The organism is Aeromonas sp. FL131 (genome assembly GCF_049860615.1).
Classification (GTDB): domain Bacteria; phylum Pseudomonadota; class Gammaproteobacteria; order Enterobacterales; family Aeromonadaceae; genus Aeromonas; species Aeromonas hydrophila.
On the sequence record NZ_CP187595.1, the window covers coordinates 3,414,941 to 3,434,094 of the forward strand.

General features: G+C 61.5%; 19 protein-coding genes and 5 tRNA genes. 3 read left to right on the forward strand and 21 right to left on the reverse strand.

Annotated features, from left to right (window positions below; genetic code table 11):
* Window positions 1–44: 44 nt before the first annotated feature.
* The 9 genes from ACPW75_RS15770 to rplU form a co-directional block, all read right to left on the reverse strand.
* A tRNA-Ala gene (locus ACPW75_RS15770) sits at window positions 45–120 on the reverse strand.
* 34 nt (window positions 121–154) lie between these two features.
* A tRNA-Ala gene (locus tag ACPW75_RS15775) sits at window positions 155–230 on the reverse strand.
* Between the two features lie 48 nt (window positions 231–278).
* A tRNA-Ala gene (locus ACPW75_RS15780) sits at window positions 279–354 on the reverse strand.
* 63 nt (window positions 355–417) lie between these two features.
* A tRNA-Ala gene (locus ACPW75_RS15785) sits at window positions 418–493 on the reverse strand.
* 28 nt (window positions 494–521) lie between these two features.
* Window positions 522–597, reverse strand: a tRNA-Ala gene (locus ACPW75_RS15790).
* Window positions 598–794: 197 nt separating this feature from the next.
* A complete protein-coding gene (locus tag ACPW75_RS15795) occupies window positions 795–1,757 on the reverse strand; it encodes an IS1595 family transposase (RefSeq protein WP_077097479.1) in 963 nt (320 codons plus the stop codon).
* A gap of 145 nt (window positions 1,758–1,902) precedes the next feature.
* Window positions 1,903–3,105: an Obg family GTPase CgtA gene (gene cgtA, locus ACPW75_RS15800; protein WP_077097477.1), complete on the reverse strand. Its 1,203-nt coding sequence runs from the start codon at window positions 3,103–3,105 to the stop codon at window positions 1,903–1,905.
* 190 nt (window positions 3,106–3,295) lie between these two features.
* On the reverse strand, window positions 3,296–3,553 hold the full coding sequence (rpmA, locus tag ACPW75_RS15805) for a 50S ribosomal protein L27 (RefSeq protein WP_005339028.1): 258 nt from the start codon (window positions 3,551–3,553) through the stop codon (window positions 3,296–3,298).
* Between the two features lie 17 nt (window positions 3,554–3,570).
* Window positions 3,571–3,882, reverse strand: coding sequence for a 50S ribosomal protein L21 (rplU, locus tag ACPW75_RS15810; RefSeq protein WP_005304210.1), 312 nt, complete (start codon window positions 3,880–3,882; stop codon window positions 3,571–3,573).
* A 242-nt stretch (window positions 3,883–4,124) separates the two neighbouring features.
* Between rplU and ispB the strand changes: the two genes are divergently transcribed.
* Window positions 4,125–5,096, forward strand: a complete 972-nt coding sequence (gene ispB / locus ACPW75_RS15815; protein WP_077097476.1) for an octaprenyl diphosphate synthase — start codon at window positions 4,125–4,127, stop codon at window positions 5,094–5,096.
* Window positions 5,097–5,183: 87 nt separating this feature from the next.
* On the opposite strand, the gene ACPW75_RS15820 is transcribed toward ispB, so the two are convergent.
* From ACPW75_RS15820 to ACPW75_RS15865, 10 genes are all read right to left on the reverse strand, one after another.
* Complete coding sequence (locus ACPW75_RS15820) at window positions 5,184–5,372, reverse strand: DUF2065 domain-containing protein (protein WP_077097473.1); 189 nt, start codon at window positions 5,370–5,372, stop codon at window positions 5,184–5,186.
* Window positions 5,373–5,483: 111 nt separating this feature from the next.
* On the reverse strand, window positions 5,484–6,368 hold the full coding sequence (gene hflC, locus ACPW75_RS15825) for a protease modulator HflC (protein WP_011704867.1): 885 nt from the start codon (window positions 6,366–6,368) through the stop codon (window positions 5,484–5,486).
* Window positions 6,369–6,371: 3 nt separating this feature from the next.
* A complete protein-coding gene (gene hflK / locus ACPW75_RS15830; RefSeq protein WP_077097471.1) occupies window positions 6,372–7,523 on the reverse strand; it encodes an FtsH protease activity modulator HflK in 1,152 nt (383 codons plus the stop codon).
* A gap of 91 nt (window positions 7,524–7,614) precedes the next feature.
* The gene (gene hflX / locus ACPW75_RS15835) at window positions 7,615–8,901 is read right to left on the reverse strand and encodes a ribosome rescue GTPase HflX (protein ID WP_011704865.1); all 1,287 of its coding nucleotides are present in this window, start codon (window positions 8,899–8,901) and stop codon (window positions 7,615–7,617) included.
* A gap of 63 nt (window positions 8,902–8,964) precedes the next feature.
* Complete coding sequence (gene hfq / locus ACPW75_RS15840) at window positions 8,965–9,228, reverse strand: RNA chaperone Hfq (protein WP_011704864.1); 264 nt, start codon at window positions 9,226–9,228, stop codon at window positions 8,965–8,967.
* Between the two features lie 70 nt (window positions 9,229–9,298).
* Window positions 9,299–10,216 carry a tRNA (adenosine(37)-N6)-dimethylallyltransferase MiaA gene (gene miaA / locus ACPW75_RS15845; protein ID WP_077097469.1) on the reverse strand — a complete coding sequence of 306 codons (918 nt, stop codon included), beginning with the start codon at window positions 10,214–10,216 and terminating at the stop codon, window positions 9,299–9,301.
* Between the two features lie 92 nt (window positions 10,217–10,308).
* Window positions 10,309–12,177, reverse strand: a complete 1,869-nt coding sequence (gene mutL, locus ACPW75_RS15850) for a DNA mismatch repair endonuclease MutL (RefSeq protein ID WP_077097467.1) — start codon at window positions 12,175–12,177, stop codon at window positions 10,309–10,311.
* A gap of 353 nt (window positions 12,178–12,530) precedes the next feature.
* Window positions 12,531–14,096 (reverse strand): N-acetylmuramoyl-L-alanine amidase, encoded by a 1,566-nt coding sequence (locus ACPW75_RS15855; RefSeq protein WP_017410300.1) that lies wholly within the window; start codon window positions 14,094–14,096, stop codon window positions 12,531–12,533.
* Window positions 14,087–14,560, reverse strand: a complete 474-nt coding sequence (gene tsaE / locus ACPW75_RS15860; protein WP_011704860.1) for a tRNA (adenosine(37)-N6)-threonylcarbamoyltransferase complex ATPase subunit type 1 TsaE — start codon at window positions 14,558–14,560, stop codon at window positions 14,087–14,089. The genes ACPW75_RS15855 and tsaE overlap by 10 nt, the downstream gene beginning before the upstream one ends.
* Window positions 14,561–14,568: 8 nt before the next feature.
* Entirely contained in the window at window positions 14,569–16,080 is a 1,512-nt protein-coding gene (locus tag ACPW75_RS15865) for a bifunctional ADP-dependent NAD(P)H-hydrate dehydratase/NAD(P)H-hydrate epimerase (RefSeq protein ID WP_077097463.1), read from the reverse strand.
* Window positions 16,081–16,254: 174 nt separating this feature from the next.
* Between ACPW75_RS15865 and queG the strand changes: the two genes are divergently transcribed.
* Together queG and ppgK are read left to right on the forward strand one after the other, a co-directional pair.
* Window positions 16,255–17,382, forward strand: coding sequence for a tRNA epoxyqueuosine(34) reductase QueG (gene queG, locus ACPW75_RS15870; protein ID WP_024944326.1), 1,128 nt, complete (start codon window positions 16,255–16,257; stop codon window positions 17,380–17,382).
* Window positions 17,383–17,472: 90 nt separating this feature from the next.
* A complete protein-coding gene (gene ppgK, locus ACPW75_RS15875; RefSeq protein WP_029303843.1) occupies window positions 17,473–18,231 on the forward strand; it encodes a polyphosphate--glucose phosphotransferase in 759 nt (252 codons plus the stop codon).
* A gap of 112 nt (window positions 18,232–18,343) precedes the next feature.
* On the opposite strand, the gene ACPW75_RS15880 is transcribed toward ppgK, so the two are convergent.
* Window positions 18,344–18,799, reverse strand: coding sequence for a hypothetical protein (locus ACPW75_RS15880; RefSeq protein WP_041217540.1), 456 nt, complete (start codon window positions 18,797–18,799; stop codon window positions 18,344–18,346).
* The gene (locus ACPW75_RS15885) at window positions 18,799–19,038 is read right to left on the reverse strand and encodes a hypothetical protein (RefSeq protein ID WP_161785101.1); all 240 of its coding nucleotides are present in this window, start codon (window positions 19,036–19,038) and stop codon (window positions 18,799–18,801) included. The genes ACPW75_RS15880 and ACPW75_RS15885 overlap by 1 nt, the downstream gene beginning before the upstream one ends.
* Between the last annotated feature and the right edge of the window lie 116 nt (window positions 19,039–19,154).

A 19,154-nucleotide genomic window follows, 5' to 3' on the forward strand; every position in this document is an offset into this window, starting at 1 on the left:
GGCCACCGCAGTGCGGTGGCCTTTTCTACTTTCGTTACGAAAGATGGTGGAGCTACGCGGGATCGAACCGCGGACCTCTTGCATGCCATGCAAGCGCTCTCCCAGCTGAGCTATAACCCCGATGTGTGTGAGTGATGTTGAGTCACTCTGAATTTGGTGGAGCTACGCGGGATCGAACCGCGGACCTCTTGCATGCCATGCAAGCGCTCTCCCAGCTGAGCTATAACCCCAAATTCGGTACTGAATGAATGGTTCTGGCGGCCATTCATCCTCAATAATGGTGGAGCTACGCGGGATCGAACCGCGGACCTCTTGCATGCCATGCAAGCGCTCTCCCAGCTGAGCTATAACCCCACAAAGGTCGGCCTGGGTGATACACACCGCACTGCCCTGGGCACTTCATTTCAATCAGGAACCTGGTGGAGCTACGCGGGATCGAACCGCGGACCTCTTGCATGCCATGCAAGCGCTCTCCCAGCTGAGCTATAACCCCTTGGATTCCAGATTGTTCGAGGAGAATTTGGTGGAGCTACGCGGGATCGAACCGCGGACCTCTTGCATGCCATGCAAGCGCTCTCCCAGCTGAGCTATAACCCCAACTCACCTCGGCGCTACCAAAGTTATCTCCGGCAACGGAGGCGCATGATAGGCACCGACCGCTTTGCTGTCAACCCAAAAATAACGCCGATTCGCGCGTTTAGTCAAAATTCAAGCAGTTAGCCGATTTAACCGGCAATGACACAGCTATCTCGCTGTTTTATGTCACAAAACAGGCCTTTGGCCAAAAACAAAGGCTATGTCCCAATTACGTGTTGCATGGGGCGCCCCAGCGCCTCATGCAAGCAACGTGAGATATTCACTTCCCGCCCATAGCGCTCCAACATCCTCCTCCAACCCAGATAATTCCTCAGATAGTGGGTCGCGACCCCATGGAACCGCTCCATCCACTCCTTCAATCGCCTGTGGTACCCGTTCACATGTTGGATGTGATATGCACCCACCACCCGCTCTCCCGCTCGATTGCGCACCACTTGGTGTGTTATCCCCAGTCCCTCGCTGAAACTCGCATACACCCCGGCACCATCGCTGCACAGGACGGCATCCGGGGCGATAAGCGGCTCAAGCACCGCCTTCACTGCCCTGGCATTCAGCTGCTCCAACTGGAAATCGGCCAGGTGGCCTGCTCGGTCTTGCACCACCATCACCGGGATGTAATCCGGTCCTGTGCCTCGGGTACGGCCTTTACCTCCACGATGGCGGGCCGGGCGGGGCAATCCGCGCTGTCCTTTGAATGACTCCAGGAAGAAGGTCTCATCGACCTCGATGATACCCTCTTCCCGTACCGCCTGGTGGCTAGCCATGGCCTTCAGGAAGCGGTGACGCCACAAAAAGGCGGTGTTTTTACCGACCCCGCAGTGGAGCGCCGCCTGCCGGACGGTCAGACCGTCGATGAGGGCCTGTGCATAGTCTTCCCAGCATTGTGGCTTGCGAAGTCGGGCGAGAGGCGTGTTAGTGAGAACGGAACTGGTGCGCAAGCACTGCTTGCAGCGATAACGGCGCAGCCCTCGAGACCAGCCCCAGGGAGCCAGCAGTGTGGCCTCAGCCTGGCAGTGAGGGCAGCATTGGCATGCGGGAAGTTGAGTGGCCAACGAGGTGATGGGGTGAGGGGTGGTGAGTTCCTGTTGCGCGAGACGACGCTGACGCAAAGTGAGTAATGGGAAGAGGGACAGTAGCTGTTGAAAGGCTTGGGTATCCATGGTGGAGGCCCTCAAGGTGATGACCTACTTCAAGGTTAGCCTTTCAACACATAACTGGGACAGAGCTATAAAAAAACCGGAGCCTGGGAAGGCTCCGGTTTCTCAGCACCGGGTGGCGGTATCACGACCGCGCACGGGATGTGGGTCAGTCACGCACATAGATGACTTCTACGCCATCATCGTCTTCGTCGTCCCACTCGTCGTCGTCCAGCGATTCATCAAACGCCTTGGAGGCGGCCAGCGCATCGGCTTCAGCCTTGGCCAGCTGGTTCTTGTGGTAGTCGTCCCACTTGAACTCCACCTTCTCGATGGCGTCTTTGGCATCTTCCGCCAGCTGACGGGGCATGGTGTCCAGCAGGTCCAGGATGTCGTAGCAGACCTTCTTGGTCCCTTCCTTGCTGATAGCAGTGATGGCGTAGACAGGGCCTTCATGATTGAGGGAGGTCTTGACGCGATCCATCACTTCCTGCGCCTCTTCTTCCAGGATCAGGTCCATCTTGTTGAACACCAGCCAGCGCGGCTTGCTCGCCAGCTCAGGGCTGTATTTTTCCAGCTCCCGGACTATGGTCACCGCATTCTCGGCCGGATCAGAACCATCGACCGGGCAGATGTCCACCAGATGGATCAGCACGCGGCAGCGCTCAAGGTGCTTGAGGAAGCGGATACCGAGGCCAGCGCCTTCGGCGGCACCTTCGATCAGACCGGGAATGTCGGCGATGACGAAGGAGCGGGAGTTCTCACCACGCACCACACCCAGGTTCGGTACCAGGGTGGTGAAGGGGTAATCGGCCACTTTCGGACGGGCCGCGGAGACGGCACGGATGAAGGTGGACTTGCCGGCGTTGGGCAGACCCAGCATGCCGACGTCGGCCAGCAGCAACAGCTCCAACTTCAGGGTGCGCACTTCACCCGGGGTACCGTTGCTCTTCTGGCGCGGAGCCCGGTTGACGGAGCTCTTGAAACGGGTGTTGCCAAGACCGTGGAAGCCGCCCTTGGCGACCAACAGCTTCTGCTCGTGGTGGGTCAGGTCACCCAGCAGTTCGCCGGTGTCTTCATCGCTGGCGCGGGTGCCGACCGGTACGCGCAGGATCCTGTCCTTGCCGCGACGGCCGGTACAGTTGGCGCTCTGGCCATTCTCGCCACGTTCGGCGGCGTGAAAACGCTCGAAACGGTAGTCGATCAGGGTGTTCAGGTTTTCATCGGCAACCAGATACACGTCGCCACCGTCACCGCCGTCACCGCCGTCCGGGCCGCCGTTCGGAATGTACTTCTCACGGCGAAAGCTCACACAACCGTTACCACCGTCACCGGCATCGACTCGAATCTGGACTTCATCAACAAACTTCATAGGTAACCGTCACCTTAATTCGAAAAACCGATACGCAATTATAGTGGTACAGACCCCTGCGGGCGATACGCATCTTGCCAAGCATGCCCTTTCAGAGCCAGGGTCAGCTGCGTGCCGTTTTTTCGTAAACTGCTGCAGAAAAACAAAAGCCCCGCCTGTTGGCGGGGCTTCGGATCCTTGCGGTCCGTAATTACTCAGCAACGATGCTAACGTACTTACGGTTCAGCGGACCTTTAACTTCGAACAGGATTTTACCAGTCGCAGTAGCGAACAGGGTGTGATCCTTGCCCAGACCAACGTTGGTACCGGCGTGGAACTTGGTGCCACGCTGACGAACGATGATGCTGCCAGCCAGAACTGTTTCGCCGCCGAAACGCTTCACGCCCAGGCGTTTAGCTTCTGAATCGCGGCCGTTGCGGGATGAACCGCCAGCTTTTTTGTGTGCCATCTATCGTACTCCTCTAATTAAGCGCTGATGCCAGTGATTTTGACTTCAGTGAACCACTGACGGTGGCCCGCTTGCTTACGGTGGTGCTTACGACGACGGAACTTGACGATAGTCACTTTCTCGCCACGGCCGTGAGCCACAACTTCAGCTACAACCTTGCCACCTTCAACGAAAGGAGCACCTACTTTAAAAGTGTCGCCTGCAGCAACCATCAGCACTTCGTTGAAGTCGATGGTAGCGCCAGTCTCAACGTTCAGCTTTTCCAGACGAACGATTTGACCTTCGGCCACACGGTGTTGTTTTCCGCCGCTTTGGAATACCGCGTACATTTGATTAACTCCGTAAAGGCGTGTCTTTTGCTCAAGGCCAGACACGCGCAAAAACCTATAACAATGGGCCGGCATTCTACGCAAATCGATTTGCTCAGGCAAGGCCAATTTAGCAAAAAGTTTATTTTGTGCGCATATCTGCCGCCGTGAACAAACGCTTAACTGTAACCCATTGTGAAATCGTGTAGAATCCCCGCCATTGCTAAAATCGCAGTCATCACTGCCGTCACGTTACGAGACTTATGGACCAACAGACTATCCGTGCGCTCTGTGCCGCCGACATGACGGCGGTCAATGAACTGATCCTGGCGAGACTCCAGTCCGATGTCAGCCTGATCAACCAGCTGGGTTTCTATATTGTCAGTGCAGGCGGGAAACGGATGCGCCCCATGCTGACCGTCATGGCCGCCCGCGCACTGGGATACGAAGGTGAAGATCACCTGAAACTGGCTGCCATCATCGAATTCATTCATACCTCCACCCTGCTGCACGACGACGTGGTCGACGAATCCGACCTGCGTCGCGGCCGGGAAACCGCCAACGCCCTGTTCGGCAATGCCGCCAGCGTGCTGGTGGGCGACTACCTCTACAGCCGCTCCTTCCAGATGATGAGCGAGCTCTCCAACCTGCGGGTGATGGAGATCCTCTCCGATGCCACCAATACCATCGCCGAAGGGGAAGTGTTGCAGCTGATGAACTGCAACGATCCGGATACCACCGAAGAGAGCTACATGACGGTCATCTACTGCAAGACCGCCAAGCTGTTCGAGGCGGCCACCCGACTCGCTGCCGTGCTGACCCATCAGGCCGCGCCCGTCGAGCAGGCCATGACCGACTATGGCAAGTATCTGGGCACCGCCTTCCAGATCATTGACGACGTGATGGACTACTGCTCCCAGAGCGACGAGATGGGCAAGAACGTCGGCGATGATCTGGCCGAAGGCAAACCCACCCTGCCGCTGCTGCGAGCCATGGAAGTGGGTAGCCCGGAAGAGCGCCAACTGGTGCGCGATGCCATCGAGCACCGCAACGGCATGGAACACCTCGACCGGATCCTGGCCATCCTCGACCGTACCGGCGCCCTGGAATACTCCCGCATGCGGGCTCGGGAAGAGGCCGACAAAGCCATCGCGGCCCTCGCCATCCTGCCGGACTCTCAGCACAAACAGGCATTGGCAACACTGGCCCACATGGCGGTGCAGCGCAGCGCCTGATGCCAGTCGCCAGACAATAAAAAAGAGGCCAAAGGGCCTCTTTTTTATTGTCTGGCAAACACAGTCTGGCTCACTCAGCACCATCCTCTAACGTACCAGCGCCCACAGAATAACGGCCCCGGCCACCACCAGACAGCCGCCGATGCGGCGCAGTTGCTCGGTGGGCTGCTCGCTCAGCAGCCGTAGCATCTGTTGCCAGGCGCGCGGCATCAGCAGCGGTCCCAGCCCCTCGAACAGCAACAGTAAGCCCAGCCCCATCAAGATGGATGTCAGCATCACCTCTCCTCTCAACCACTACGTCCACAAGCTGCCGGAACACCTGCAAGCCCCCGACCGCCAAACAAAAGGGCCTGAATCATCAGGCCCTTGGGTATCATTGCGACTCGCTTACTGCTTGCTGCCGTGCGGCGACTTGAGGTAGCGGAAGAACTCGCTGTCCGGCTTGAGGACCATCAGGTCATTGCCACCGGCGAAGCTCTTGCGATAGGCCTCCATGCTGCGCACGAAGCTGAAAAACTCGGGGTCTTTCTTGTAGCTGTCGGCATAGATCTTGGCGGCCTCGGCATCCCCTTCACCACGCAGCTGACGGGCGTTACTCTCGGCATCGGCGATCATCACGGTCACCTTGCGGTCGATGTCGGCGCGCAGGATCTCGGCCTGCTCGCGACCCTGGGAGCGATGCTCACGGGCTACCGCAGTCCGCTCGGCACGCATCCGCTGATAGATGGAGCTGGAGACTTCCACCGGCAGGTTGATCTGCTTGATACGCACATCCACCACCTTGATGCCGAGCTCGGAGGAGCGCGCCATCTTCATCAGGGCATCTTCCATCACGGTACTGCGCTCACCGGAGACGATGTCCTTGATGGTACGGTTACCGATCTCGGAACGCAGACCGTTGTTGATCTTGCGCTTGAGCAAGTCTTCGGCCTGGATCTTGTTGCCACCACCGGTCGCCAGGTAGTACTTGGAGAAGTCCTCGATCTTCCACTTCACGTAGGAGTCGATGATGAGGTCTTTCTTCTCGGACGTAACGAAGCGATCCGCCTGGCCTTCCAGGGTCTGGATGCGGGCATCCATCTTGCGTACCTGGTCGATGAGCGGCACTTTGAAGTGCAGGCCCGGCTCGTACAGGCGCGGCTCACCGGAGTCGACCCGCTTCACCTTGCCGAACTGCACCACGATGCCCTTCTGACCTTCATCGACGATGAAGACCGATGAGAAGCAGACCATGGCGGCCACAGCGATGACACCAATAGCTATCTTTTTCATCTATTAGTTTCTCCCTGAGCTGAAACGGTCGCCGCTACGCAGCGGAGTCGGAGTGGAGTTGGCCCCTTCGTTGGACGGCGGGGTCTGTTCCACCACCGGCGCACCTGCCGGACGGGTCGGTTGCACTGCGGTCGCCTTGCCGGAAAGCTTGTCGAGCGGCAGATAGATCATGCTGTTATTGCCAGCCGGCATGTCGACCACCACCTTGTTGGCCTGCTGATACAGCTCTTCCATGGTCTCCAGGTAGATACGATCGCGGGTCAGCTCGGGCGCAGCCTGATACTGGGGCAGCAACTCGTTGAAGCGAGCGACTTCACCCTTGGCCTTCAGCACAATCTGGGACTTGTAGGCTTCGGCCTCCTGCTCCAGACGCTTGACCTGGCCACGGGCCTTCGGTTCCACTTCACGGGCATAGGCTTCGGCTTCACGAATGAAGCGCTGTTCATCTTCCTGGGCGGAGATGGCGTCATCGAAGGCGTCTTTCACCTCTTCCGGCGGACGTGCCGGCAGGAAGTTGACGTCGACGATCTGCAGACCCATGTGATAAGGCTCGATGATGCTGTCGATCACCTGCCAGGTCTCCTGGCGCACCTTCTCACGACCGGTGGTCAGCACGTCATCCATCCGGGTGTGGCCCACCACGTAACGCAGGGCGCTGTCGGTGGCCTGGCTCAGACTCTCGTCGGCATTGGTCACGCTGAACAGATACTGCTCCGGGTCGACCACGCGATACTGCACGTCCATCTCGACCCGCACCACGTTCTCGTCCTGGGTCAGCATGAAGCCGGAAGCCGGCAGGGAGCGGACCGATTCCACGTCCACCGGGATCACCCGGTCGATGAAGGTCGGCTTCCAGCGCAGGCCGGGATCCACGTTGTGGGAGTATTCGCCAAAGCGCAGCACCACGCCCCGCTCGGCTTCACGAATGGTATAGAAGCCGCTGACGACCCACACCACTACCGCCACCACCAGAGCGATGGAGAGGCCAAACTTGCCTACATCGCCACCACCAGACTTGCCGCCACCGAGCAGACCACCAAAACGGCGGCTCACCTTGCGCAGCATCTCGTCCAAATCAGGGGGTCCCTGATTCTTGCCGTTGTTCCCCCAGGGGTCACGGTCTTTGCCGTTGTTACCAGGCTCATTCCAAGCCATCAGCGTCTCCATTAATACATGCGGATGGATATCATCTCTATCGGGCCATCAACCGTTGATGAAGCCAGCAAACATTCATCTCATCGACGAATCAATGCCTGATAAAGCGTTGTAAACTCTCACCTTCTTGTTTCATGAGGCGGTTCCAGTCAGCCAGTTGCAGGCGGACTTCCAACACAAAATCCCCCTCCTCGCTGAAACCTTCCTGCTCGATGCCCTTGAGGCGATAGAGCGCACTGCGCAATCTGGCGGCCGAAGGCGGCAACTGCAGGGTGTGGTGCACCATGGATCCGGCCAGCAATTCAGTCAGGGCCGTAAACAGGTCTGCACATCCTTCCCCGGTCTGGGCTGACAGCCAGACCCGCACCGGGCGCCCCTCTTCGTCACGCTCCAGCCCGACCGGATGTTCACCCAGCTTGTCGATCTTGTTGCAGATCATCAGCTGGGGTCGGTCATCGGCTTCGATCTCGGCCAGCACCTGCTGCACCGACTCGATATTTTCCTGCATCTGCTCATCGGCACAGTCCACCACGTGCAGCAGCAGGTCCGCTTCGCGGGTCTCCTGCAGCGTCGCCTTGAAGGCCGCGACCAGATCATGGGGCAAGTGTCGAATAAATCCAACTGTATCCGCCAGAATCACATCACCCACATCCTGGATCACCAATTTGCGCAGGGTCGGATCCAGGGTTGCGAACAATTGGTCGGCAGCATACACGCTGGCAGCTGTAAGTTGGTTGAACAAAGTGGACTTTCCGGCGTTGGTGTAACCCACCAGAGAAACGGTCGGCACCTCGTTGCGGTTGCGGGCACGGCGCCCCTGCTCCCGCTGTTTGGCCACCTTGTCGAGCCGACGCAAAATCGCCTTGATGCGCTCACGCAACAGGCGACGGTCGGTTTCCAGCTGAGTTTCACCCGGGCCGCGCAGGCCGATCCCGCCCTTCTGACGTTCAAGGTGGGTCCAGCCTCGCACCAGGCGAGTAGAAAGATGGCGTAACTGGGCCAGTTCGACCTGCAACTTGCCTTCGTGGGTACGGGCGCGCTGGGCAAAGATATCGAGGATCAGGCCGGTCCTGTCCACTACCCGGCACTGGAACAGACGCTCCAGGTTGCGCTCCTGGGCAGGGGTCAGGGCATGGTTGAAGATGACGACGTCGGCATCCAGCATCTGGACCTGGGACGCTATCTCTTCAGCCTTGCCGCTGCCGACAAAAAATTTGGCGCTGGGCGCACTGCGGCTGGTGGTGATCACCCCCAGCGCATTGACCCCGGCCGAGCTCACCAGCATCTTGAGCTCTTCCAGATCCTCCCGCTCACCCTCATCACTGAAGTTGACATGTACCAGAACGGCCTGTTCGCCGGCTTCATAACGGTCAAACAAGCGCTTGCTCCTTGACAGGAATCATGATGAATCTGGGTTGACGAGTCGCCTCGTCCTGGGATATCACGCCTCGGCTTCACCCTGCTCTTCGCCAGCCGCGCCCGGCGCATGCTGGTGGTGGTTGACGGCACGGGCCGGCACCACGGTAGAGATGGCGTGCTTGTAGACCATCTGGCTCACGGTGTTCTTCAGCAAAATGACAAACTGGTCAAACGATTCGATCTGACCCTGCAGTTTGATGCCGTTCACCAAATAGATAGAAACAGGAATCCGCTCACGGCGCAGCGCATTCAAAAACGGGTCTTGGAGAGATTGCCCCTTAGCCATCTTCTTTTCCTTATAGTTTGTTGTTTTTAAACACCGGATATCAATATAACAACCTGATTATACAGGAGTGTCAAGCCACTCCGGCACGGGCGACGACCCTTACCAGATTGCCAGACTCACCAGATTCCAACCAGGTCACATCAGACCAACCGCGCAACCAGGTCATTTGACGCTTGGCCAACTGGCGGGTGGCAACAATTCCGCGATAGCGCATCTCATCATACTCCACTTCCCCCGCCAGGTAGTCCCACATTTGGCGGTATCCCACGCAGCGGATGGAGGGAAGATCCGGGGTGAGATCGCCCCGTTGGTAGAGCGCCCTGACTTCCTGTTCAAAGCCGCCCTGCAGCATCTTGTCAAAGCGCAGCTCGATGCGCTGGTGCAGCACGGCGCGATCGCTCGGTGCGATGGCAAACTGCAGCACCCGATAGGGCAGCCCCTCCCCCTGCACCAGAGTCAGCTCGGTGAGCGTCTTGCCGCTGATGCGGTAGACTTCGAGCGCCCGGCTGAGCCGCTGCGGGTCATTGGGATGGATGCGGGCACCGGCCACCGGGTCGATGCGCACCAGTTCATCGTGCAGAGCCTGCCAGCCAAGGCGAGCCGCCTCTTCCTCGATGCCGGCCCGAATGACGGGGTCGGCGGAGGGCAGCGGAGAGAGCCCCTCCAGCAGCGCCTTGAAATAGAGCATGGTGCCGCCCACCAGCAGCGGAATCCGGCCGCGGTCGGCAATCTCTTTCATCTCCCGCAGCGCATCCTTGCAAAAATCGGCCGCCGAATAGCTCACGGCGGGGTCCAGGATGTCGATCAGCCGGTGCGGGGCTCGTGCCAGTTCATCGGCGGTCGGCTTGGCGGTGCCGATATCCATGCCGCGATAAATGAGCGCGGAATCCACGCTGATGATGTCGCAGGGCAGCGCCTGGCACAGTTCGATGGCGAGATCCGTCTTGCCGGAGGCCGTCGGCCCCATCAGAAAAATTGCAGTCGGCAAGTCAGCCACGTGAAAAACTCCCCTTGCATGGTTGCCGCCCGTGCGGCGCACCTGCAAAAAACTGGTTTATGGGTTCAAGAGGGGCATTCCCCTCAATGGCCATCGGCGAACTCGGCCAGCACGCTCGCCAGCGCCAGCGGGCGCACCATGCGAACGTCTGCCAGTTGGTCACTGAAATCGGCAACAAGTTCCGTCAACAGGCGGTTGGCCGTGGCAAAATCGTATACTTTTTCGCGACTTATCCCCTGCTCCACCAGCCATTGGCATAGTACTTCAGCCTGCTGGCCGGCATCACTGTCAGATCCGCTCTCGATCAGTTGCAACAATTCGGGTAATAAGCGCACCAGATCGGTCTGGCGCAGCAACGCCGGTACCCGAGTCAGGATCATGGTGTCGCGCCCGCCGCTTTTCAACTCCAGCCCCATCCGTTTGAGCAAACGATCCTGCTGTTCGACCAGCGCGACCAGATTTTTCGGCAGCTTGAAGGAGACCGGCAGCAGCAGTGGCTGGGCCGCCAGCCCCTGACCCCAGGTTTCCAGCAGCCAGTGGCGCAGCAGCAAGCGCTCGGCCCGCACCAGCGACAGCAGGGCCAGCCGGTTGTCTCGCTCCAGCAGCAGATAGGCCTGTTCCACCAGAGTCAATGCCCGCCACGTCCCCGCTTTGGCGGGCACGACAGCGGCAACAGGCGCGGTTTCAGCCTCTGCCAGCGGCGTACCCTGCACCGCCGGCAGGGTGGTGAGCAGCGATCCCATGCCGCGCATCGCCTCCCGGCTGGGGGGCTCGGGCGGCTGGTAGTTGCCGGCCCGCCCGGTACTGCTGCCTTCCCGCACTTCCCGGGCCGGCGCCCGGTAGCTGTGCTCGGCGCCATACCACTCGGCTCTGGGGGCCTGGCCCGGGTACTCGATGGGGGCACTGACCGGCAGCTCGACCAGGGTCTCGGCCAGGGGCTCGTCGCTGGCCGCCCCTGGTTGGCGCAGGGCAGTAAACAGCGCCTGGAAGATGAAGTCGTGGATGAGCCGTGCCTGATGAAAGCGCACCTCGTGCTTGGCCGGATGGACGTTGACGTCCACCTGGCGCGGATCCAGCTCGATGTAGAGCACGTAGGCCGCGAACCGGTCGGCCGGCAGCAGCTCGTCATAGGCCTGGCGGATGGCATGATTGATGAGCTTGTCGCGCATCATGCGGCCGTTGACATAGGTGTATTGCAAATCGTTCTGCGGCCTGGCGCCCTCCGGGGTCGCCAGCCAGCCCCACAGCCGCACGTCGCTGTGCTCGCTCTCCACCGCCAGCGCGTGGTGCATGAAGGGAGAGCCGCACACCGCGGCGAGCCGGCGCTCCTGCTCCGCCACCGTATTGGCGGCCTTGTACTGGCGCACCACCTTGCCGTTGTGGCGCAGGATCAGGGTGACGTCGAAGCGGGAGAGCGCGATGCGGCGCACCAGCTCGTCGATGTGGGCAAACTCGGTCTTTTCGCTGCGCATGAACTTGCGCCGTGCCGGAGTGTTGAAGAAGAGATCCACCACCTCTACTGTGGTGCCCACCGGGTGGGCTGCCGGCTTGACGGTGACGCTCATCTCGCGCCCCTCGGCCTGCGCCTGCCAGGCCTCACTCTGCTCCGCAGTGCGGGAGGTGAAGGTGAGCCGGGAGACCGAACTGATGGAGGCGAGCGCCTCGCCGCGAAAGCCCAGGCTGTTGATCCCTTCCAGATCGTCGAGGGTCGCCACCTTGGAGGTGGCGTGGCGCGACAGTGCCAGCACCAGCTCATCCTTGGCGACACCACCGCCGTTGTCGCGAATGCGAATGAGCTTGGAGCCGCCCTTGTCGATATCTATTTCGACCCGGTCGGCGCCCGCATCCAGGCTGTTTTCCACCAGCTCCTTGACCACGGAGGAGGGCCGCTCAACCACCTCACCGGCAGCAATCTGGTTGGCCAGAATCGGCGGCAATATACGGATTGGCATCGCTTACTCCTGCTGGTTGAACGGGGTGGCTGTGGCAATCGCCCCGGATGAGAACCGTGCCGCCGCATCACAGCCCACGCTCGTCTGGCTGGCCAGAACAGGGGACAAGGTTCGGATTGGCATCGCTTACTCCTGCTGGTTGAACGGGGTGGCTGTGGCCACCGCCCCGGATGAGAGCCACGCCGCCGTATCACAGCCCACGCTCGTCTGGCTGGCCAGCACAGGGGACAAGTTACGGATCGGCATCGCTGACTCCTGATGGTTGAAGGCGCGGGTAATCGGCGGGGCTCGATGACGGTTCACCGGGCCCGCCCCTGCCACCGGCAGGGACGAGCCCGGCGTCTCATACAGCGCTATTTTTGCGGAATATAGAGCACCTGCCCTATCTGGATGTCCCGCGACTTGAGCTTGTTGATCTCCACCAGCCGCGCCTGGCTGACCCCGTATTTCTCGGCGAGCCGGGAGAGGCTCTGCCCGCGGGTGACCACATGACGGAGCATGTTGGCCTTGTCGTTGCTCTGCACGCTGGCGACCGGAGCACTCGGCTCCTTGGCTGCCACCACGTAGGGCTTGATCACCCCGGCGCCGGACGAGGATCCGCCGACGCTGCTGACCGGCGCCCCGCCATCGCTGCTGCGATTCGGCTCGGTGGCCGGCATCCGGTTGGTCACCACCTGCTGTACCGGTTGCGCCGCCGGCTTGCTCACGGCGACCGGCTTGCTGGCAGGGGCGGGTCGGCTGACTGCCGCCTGCTTGTTGCTGCCCTGCCCCTTGCCGGTGAGCATGGCCCCCTTGGTCGGATGGGCCCGGTAATAGTTGCGGATCCCCTCGAAGATGGCGCGGGCCAGCTGATCCTGATAGCTGGCGGTGGCCAGCAACTGCTCTTCGGCGTGGTTGGAGATAAAGCCCGTCTCCACCAGCACGGAGGGGATATCCGGCGCCTTCAGCACCGCCAGACTGGCGTGCTCCGGTGCCTTCTTGTGCAACCTGGCCACCCTGCCCAGCGAGCGCAGGATCTGGCGGCTGACGTCATAGCCCTCGGCACGGGACTTGTCCATGGAGAGGTCGAGGAAGGTCTGCGCCAGATAGGGGTTCGGGTCCGATTCGGCCAACACCTTGCCGACGCCCCCCAGCAGCTCGCCCTGCTTCTCCTGTTTCTCCAGCCAGCTGCCCATCTCGCGGTTGGCGCGGTTGGTCGACAGTACCCAGACGGAGGCACCGCGCGGGGTCGAGTTGTGGAAGCTGTCGGCGTGCACCGACACCAGCAGGTCGGCCTTGGCCTTGCGGGCAATCTCGGAGCGCTTGTTTAGATCGACGAAATAGTCGCCGCGCCGGGTCAGCACGGCACGCATGCCGGGCTCGCGGTCGATGAGGGCGGCCAGCTTCTGGGAAACCGCCAGGGTTACCCGCTTCTCGTAGGTGCGACGCGGGCCGATGGAGCCAGGGTCTTCGCCGCCGTGGCCTGGGTCGATGGCGATCACCACCCCCTTGCCCTTGCCCCCCACCGGCGTGGCTTGCACCGCGGCGGAGGCCTTCTCTTCGTACGGCAGGTCGATCACCAGACGGTGGCCATAGGGTCCCGCCGGTGCCAGCGGGAACACCACCGGCTTAATGGTGGAGCTGAGATCCAGCACCAGCCGCAGACCGCCCTTCTCCAGCGGCGAGCTCTCGCGGATCTTGCGCACCAGCTCGCTCTTGTTCTCGATGCGGGCCAGATTGGTGACGTTGCTCGCCCCTTTCAGGTCGATGACCAGCCGGTCGGGGCCGGTCAGGGTGAAGTAGTTGTAATTGGGGGCGCTGCTCATGTCGAGCACCACCCGGGTGTTGTCCGGCGACGGCCACACCCGCACGCTCTTGAGCTGATTCGCCCAGGAGGGTAAGGCCAGCAGGGAGAGGGCAATAACAAGGATCAAGCGCACGTAGATGACAACCGTTCCAGAATGGCTTCGCCAATAGCGGTGCGGGCCTCTATCAGGACCTCGCGCTGCTCGTTTGCATAACTCAGGGTAATGTCGAGATCGGGAGCAGGCAGCCAGCCTTCCCCTTTCTCCGGCCACTCCACCAGACAGAGGGTATTGGCGCCGAAGTAGTCACGGATCCCCATGAACTCCAGCTCCTCCGGGTCGGCCAATCGATAGAGATCGAAGTGGTAGAGCTGCCAGTCGGCCAGCTCATAGGGCTCGACCAGGGTATAGGTCGGGCTCTTGACCTTGCCCTCATGCCCCAGCCCCTGTACCCAGCCCCGGGTCAGGGTGGTTTTGCCGGCCCCGAGAGAGCCGTGCAAGAACACCGTGGTTGCCTGCTGGCAGGCGTGGGCCAGTCGGCCACCCAGTGCCACTGTTGCTGCCTCGTCCGGCAGTGTCATCATCAACTGTTTTGCCATGTTCTTCTTTAGCTTGTTATGGTGTCGGGATTTACCAGTCGACGGATAAAGGGCAGCAGGTCCGATGCCAGCATGCCCCGCTCTCCGTCTGCAGCGGCCAGATCGGCCGCTTCGCCGTGGATCACGGCGCCCAGTCGGGTTGCCTCGGCGGCAGACCAGCCCTGGGCCAAAAGGGCGGCGATTATACCAGATAACAGGTCGCCCATGCCGCCACTGGCCATGCCGGGATTGCCCTCGTCGCAGAGCGCCATCCCCTTGCCATCGTGGATCAGCGTCCCCGCCCCCTTGAGCAGCACCACACCGCCGAAACGCTGCTGCAGACGCTGCACCGCGGCAAAACGATCCGCGGCAATCTCGGCAATGGTGCAGCCCAGCAGGCGGGCTGCCTCGCCCGGATGGGGCGTGAGCACCCAATTATCCTGATGACGGGGACATTGCGCCAGCCAATTCAATCCATCGGCATCCAATACCAGCGGCACCTGCTCGTTAACAAAAGACTCAAAATGGCACAGCCCCCACTCATCCTGCCCCAGGCCGGGTCCCACCACCCGCACCGAGGCCCAGCTCTCCTCGCCCCCGCCCTGACTGCCCATCAATTCGGCCTGGTAGAGGCTGGCGGGCAGATGGTCAGGATGCTGGCACACCCGCACCAGACCGGCGCCGGCCCGCAGGCAGGCACGAGCGGCCAGCACGATGGCCCCCTGCATCCCCACATTGCCCCCCACCAGCAGCACCTTGCCGTGGGAGCCCTTGTGGGACGAGCGCTGGCGCGGGGTCAGTCGGGGGTGCAGGGAGGGATAATCGATGCGCTCGGCCGCCACCTGCCACCCGGGCGGGACGCTGACGCCGAGGGGGTCGCAGTCGAGGTGACCGACGCAGTCCACTCCGTCGGCGGTGAGCATCCCCTGCTTGATGCCGATGAAGGTGAGGGTGCGGCTGGCGTGCACCACGGCCCCCATGGCGCAGCCGGTGTCAGCATTGAGGCCGGAGGGGAGATCCACCGATAGTACGGGCACCTGCAAGCCATTGATTGTTGCGACGATCTTTGTCATAAGCGGTGACAGCCGGGTATGGACACCGGTGCCGAGCAGTGCGTCGACCACCAAGTCCGGCGCCGGCAGCCGGTCGAGCTCGCCCACCTCGGCCGCCACCACTGCGCCCCCCGTCGCCAGCCACTCGTCGGCGGCCCGCCTGGCGTCCCCCGTCAGCTCGGCGGGATCCCTCAGTGCTATCACCTGGGGCTCCAGCCCCAACTGCCTCGCAAGGCGGGCCAATACATAGCCGTCGCCACCGTTGTTGCCGGGGCCGGTGAAGATCCACCAGCATCGGCTGTGCGGCCAATGGTGGGTGGCGTAGGTGCGCAGTGCCGCCCCGGCCCGCTCCATCAGGGTATAGAGTGCCAGCCCCTCGCGCTCGGCCCACTCCCGCTCCAGGGCACGGATCTGTTCAGCCCGCCACAGTGATTGTGGTAAACTGCGCACCTCTTTCCCGCTGATAGCATCCCCGATGATCTGTACCATGACGGCTCCTGGCTCTCATCCATTCATCCGGGCCAGCTGGCACCGGGCACATGATGCAGTATGACGGCAACCGCCATGCCCGTCGGTCAACCTTGGCAACAAGACCCCAGAGATGCGATACAGCATGACAGTACACCTCCATCCCGGTCAGCACCCGGGCAGGCAGACGGCCCCATGACCACCACCGAACTCCATCAACTGGCCCAAGATATCAAGCTCTGGGCGAGCGAGCTAGGATTCGACCAGGCCGGTATCACCGACACGGATCTCACCCTCGAGGAGCCCAGGCTGCAGGCCTGGCTCGATGCGGGCCATCACGGCAGCATGGATTACATGGCACGCCACGGCATGATGCGGGCCCGCCCCCACGAGCTGCTGCCGGGCACCTTGCGGGTGCTGTCGGTGCGGATGAACTATCTGCCGTTCGAGGCGGGCTTCGCCGCCACCCTGCGCGATCCCACCCTCGGCTACATCAGCCGCTATGCCCTCGGTCGCGACTACCACAAGCTGCTGCGCAACCGGCTCAAGCAGTTGGGGGAGCGCATCGAGCAGCGCTGCGAGGCGCTGGGCTGGCGCCCCTTTGTCGACTCGGCCCCCATTCTGGAGCGGCCGCTGGCGGCCAAGGCAGGCCTCGGCTGGGTAGGCAAGCACTCGCTGCTGCTCAACGAGTCGGCGGGCTCCTTCTTCTTTCTGGGGGAGCTGCTGCTCAGCCTGCCGCTGCCGCTGGATGCGCCGGTGGAGAAAGAGCAGTGCGGCAAGTGCGTGGCCTGCATCAACATCTGCCCCACCGGCGCTATCATAGCCCCCTACGTGGTGGACGGTCGTCGCTGCATCTCCTATCTCACCATCGAGAACGACGGCCCCATCCCCGAAGAGTTCCGGCCGCTGATGGGCAACCGCATCTATGGCTGTGACGACTGCCAGCTCATCTGCCCCTGGAACCGCTATGCCAACGCCAGCCCGGAGCCCGACTTCAGCCCGCGCCCCAATCTGCATCGCCCACCGCTGTTGACCTTGTGGGGCTGGAGCGAGAGCGAGTTTCTCAAGCACACCGAAGGCAGCCCCATCCGCCGCATCGGCTATCAGCGCTGGCGCCGCAACCTGGCGGTGGCCCTTGGCAACGGCCCGGCCAGCCCGCAGGTCATGACGGCCCTGCAGCAGGCGCTGGCAGCAGCCGAGCCCATGGTGGCCGAACATATCGAATGGGCGCTGGCCACCCTGGCCAAACGCCAGCAGGATGACAACAAAAAGACGCGCTTGCTGATCCGCTGCATCGAAAAAGGTCTGCCGGATCACGCATAGACGATCTGCCCCTTGCCGGATCGAAGCCATTTTTTCATGCTCTGCCGACGGTCGACGGTCGATCGTCGGCACTATAAAAGGAACAAGCTGATGCAGATGTTGGGAGTGGATATCGGTGGCTCGGGGATCAAGGGATGCCTGGTCGACACCGCAACGGGCGAGCTGATTGGCGAACGTCACCGACTGGTGACGCCGCAGCCGGCCACCCCGGCCGCCGTGGCTCATACCCTCAAGGCGCTGGTGGAACACTTCGACTGGAAAGGCCCGGTGGGCTGCGGCTTTCCCGCCACCATCCACAACGGCATCGCCAAGAGCGCGGCCAACATCGACAAGAGCTGGATTGAGACCGACGTCGCCCACCTGTTCGCCGACGTGACCGGCCAACCCTGCCATGTGCTGAACGACGCCGATGCGGCCGGCCTGGCCGAGATGCGCTTCGGGACCGGCAAGGATCGCAGCAAGGGGGTCATCATCCTCATCACGGTCGGCACCGGCATCGGCACCGCCATATTCGTCAACGGTCAGCTGCTGCCCAACACCGAACTGGGTCATCTGATGCTGGAAGGCATGGTGGCGGAGCACTACTGCTCGGACGCGGTGCGCAAGCGCGAGGATCTCTCCTGGGGCCGCTGGGGCAAGCGCTTCAACAAGTACCTGGCTCGCCTCGAGTTTCTGTTCTCCCCCGACCTCTTCATTCTGGGCGGCGGCAGCGCTGCCAAGCTCGACAAGTTCATCGACAAGATTGAGACCCGGGCCCCGCTGGTGGCGGCTGCCAACCTCAATCAGGCCGGCATCATAGGCGCCGCCCTGCACGCCGCCGAGCTGACCGCCGCCCGCCAGTCGGCATGATGCCGTCGTGAACAAACAGCAGAGGCCCGGCATTGCCGGGCCTCTGCTGTTTTCAGCGCCCGTTTTTCACCCTACTTGTCACCCGGGGACATGTCGCCCGGCCAGCTATTTCCTATAAGTCGTCGAGCCGATGGGCGCCGTGCACCAAGCGGGTCAGGCGGGTCTGCTCCTGCTCGGCCAGGCCGCCGAGCAGCCGCACCGTCTCCTCGGTCGGACACTCCCGGGCCAGGTGGCTGAGCTCGCCGATGAGCTTCTCCTCCTGACGGCACACCAGCTGCACTATGTCCTGGGTCTGGGCCGTGGCGGGCAGGCTCAGGCGCCGGATCCCGGGCAGCAGATCCTCGCTGAAGCCTCGCTCCAGCCAGGTCTCCTTCACCCCTTCGCCAAGTTCACTCAGGTAGTCATCCAGCTGGCTCTTTGCCGCCTCCTCGCGCTGCTGCAGATAGGCCAGCAGCAGCCGGCTGCGCTCGCCATCCACCTGAGTCATGAGACGCCCGTAACCGAGTCCAAGCTGGTGATGCACCTGCTCCAGATAGAGCAGCAAGTCTTTGATTTGTTGAAATCGCATCAGGTTGCCCTCCTGTATATCGTGCCCTTTAAGTATAAAAAACAGGCAATTGCAATCCAAGCCAAAGCGCGGCCCTTGTTGTGCTGCATCAAGCCAGTGGCCAAGAAAGCAGCGATCGATACAAAGTGGAATGATTTGTGCCAACCCGGAGGCAATAAAAGGATGAGCAGGTGAATCCGGTTGGTGGCTAATAAAGGAGGTTGTAAGCGGATATTTACCATGTGATATTCGGCAATCATGCCATAGCACCAAATACAATATTGATGTGAGCGAGATCACCGTCGGCGTTAGTCGGCAGGCGGGAATCCTTAGCACTTTTTTAGACGTCTAGATGTATAAACATGCGTTGACACGG

Coding starts and splice junctions, on each gene's coding strand:
- ispB (WP_077097476.1), top strand. CDS start 4,125: ATGGACCAACAGACTATCCGTGCGCTCTGTGCCGCCGACATGACGGCG.
- ACPW75_RS15880 (WP_041217540.1), bottom strand. CDS start 18,799: ATGCGATTTCAACAAATCAAAGACTTGCTGCTCTATCTGGAGCAGGTG.
- tsaE (WP_011704860.1), bottom strand. CDS start 14,560: ATGGCAAAACAGTTGATGATGACACTGCCGGACGAGGCAGCAACAGTG.
- cgtA (WP_077097477.1), bottom strand. CDS start 3,105: ATGAAGTTTGTTGATGAAGTCCAGATTCGAGTCGATGCCGGTGACGGT.
- ACPW75_RS15865 (WP_077097463.1), bottom strand. CDS start 16,080: ATGGTACAGATCATCGGGGATGCTATCAGCGGGAAAGAGGTGCGCAGT.
- mutL (WP_077097467.1), bottom strand. CDS start 12,177: ATGCCAATCCGTATATTGCCGCCGATTCTGGCCAACCAGATTGCTGCC.
- ACPW75_RS15885 (WP_161785101.1), bottom strand. CDS start 19,038: ATGATTGCCGAATATCACATGGTAAATATCCGCTTACAACCTCCTTTA.
- hfq (WP_011704864.1), bottom strand. CDS start 9,228: ATGGCTAAGGGGCAATCTCTCCAAGACCCGTTTTTGAATGCGCTGCGC.
- ppgK (WP_029303843.1), top strand. CDS start 17,473: ATGCAGATGTTGGGAGTGGATATCGGTGGCTCGGGGATCAAGGGATGC.
- ACPW75_RS15795 (WP_077097479.1), bottom strand. CDS start 1,757: ATGGATACCCAAGCCTTTCAACAGCTACTGTCCCTCTTCCCATTACTC.
- hflK (WP_077097471.1), bottom strand. CDS start 7,523: ATGGCTTGGAATGAGCCTGGTAACAACGGCAAAGACCGTGACCCCTGG.
- rpmA (WP_005339028.1), bottom strand. CDS start 3,553: ATGGCACACAAAAAAGCTGGCGGTTCATCCCGCAACGGCCGCGATTCA.
- queG (WP_024944326.1), top strand. CDS start 16,255: ATGACCACCACCGAACTCCATCAACTGGCCCAAGATATCAAGCTCTGG.
- rplU (WP_005304210.1), bottom strand. CDS start 3,882: ATGTACGCGGTATTCCAAAGCGGCGGAAAACAACACCGTGTGGCCGAA.
- ACPW75_RS15820 (WP_077097473.1), bottom strand. CDS start 5,372: ATGCTGACATCCATCTTGATGGGGCTGGGCTTACTGTTGCTGTTCGAG.
- hflC (WP_011704867.1), bottom strand. CDS start 6,368: ATGAAAAAGATAGCTATTGGTGTCATCGCTGTGGCCGCCATGGTCTGC.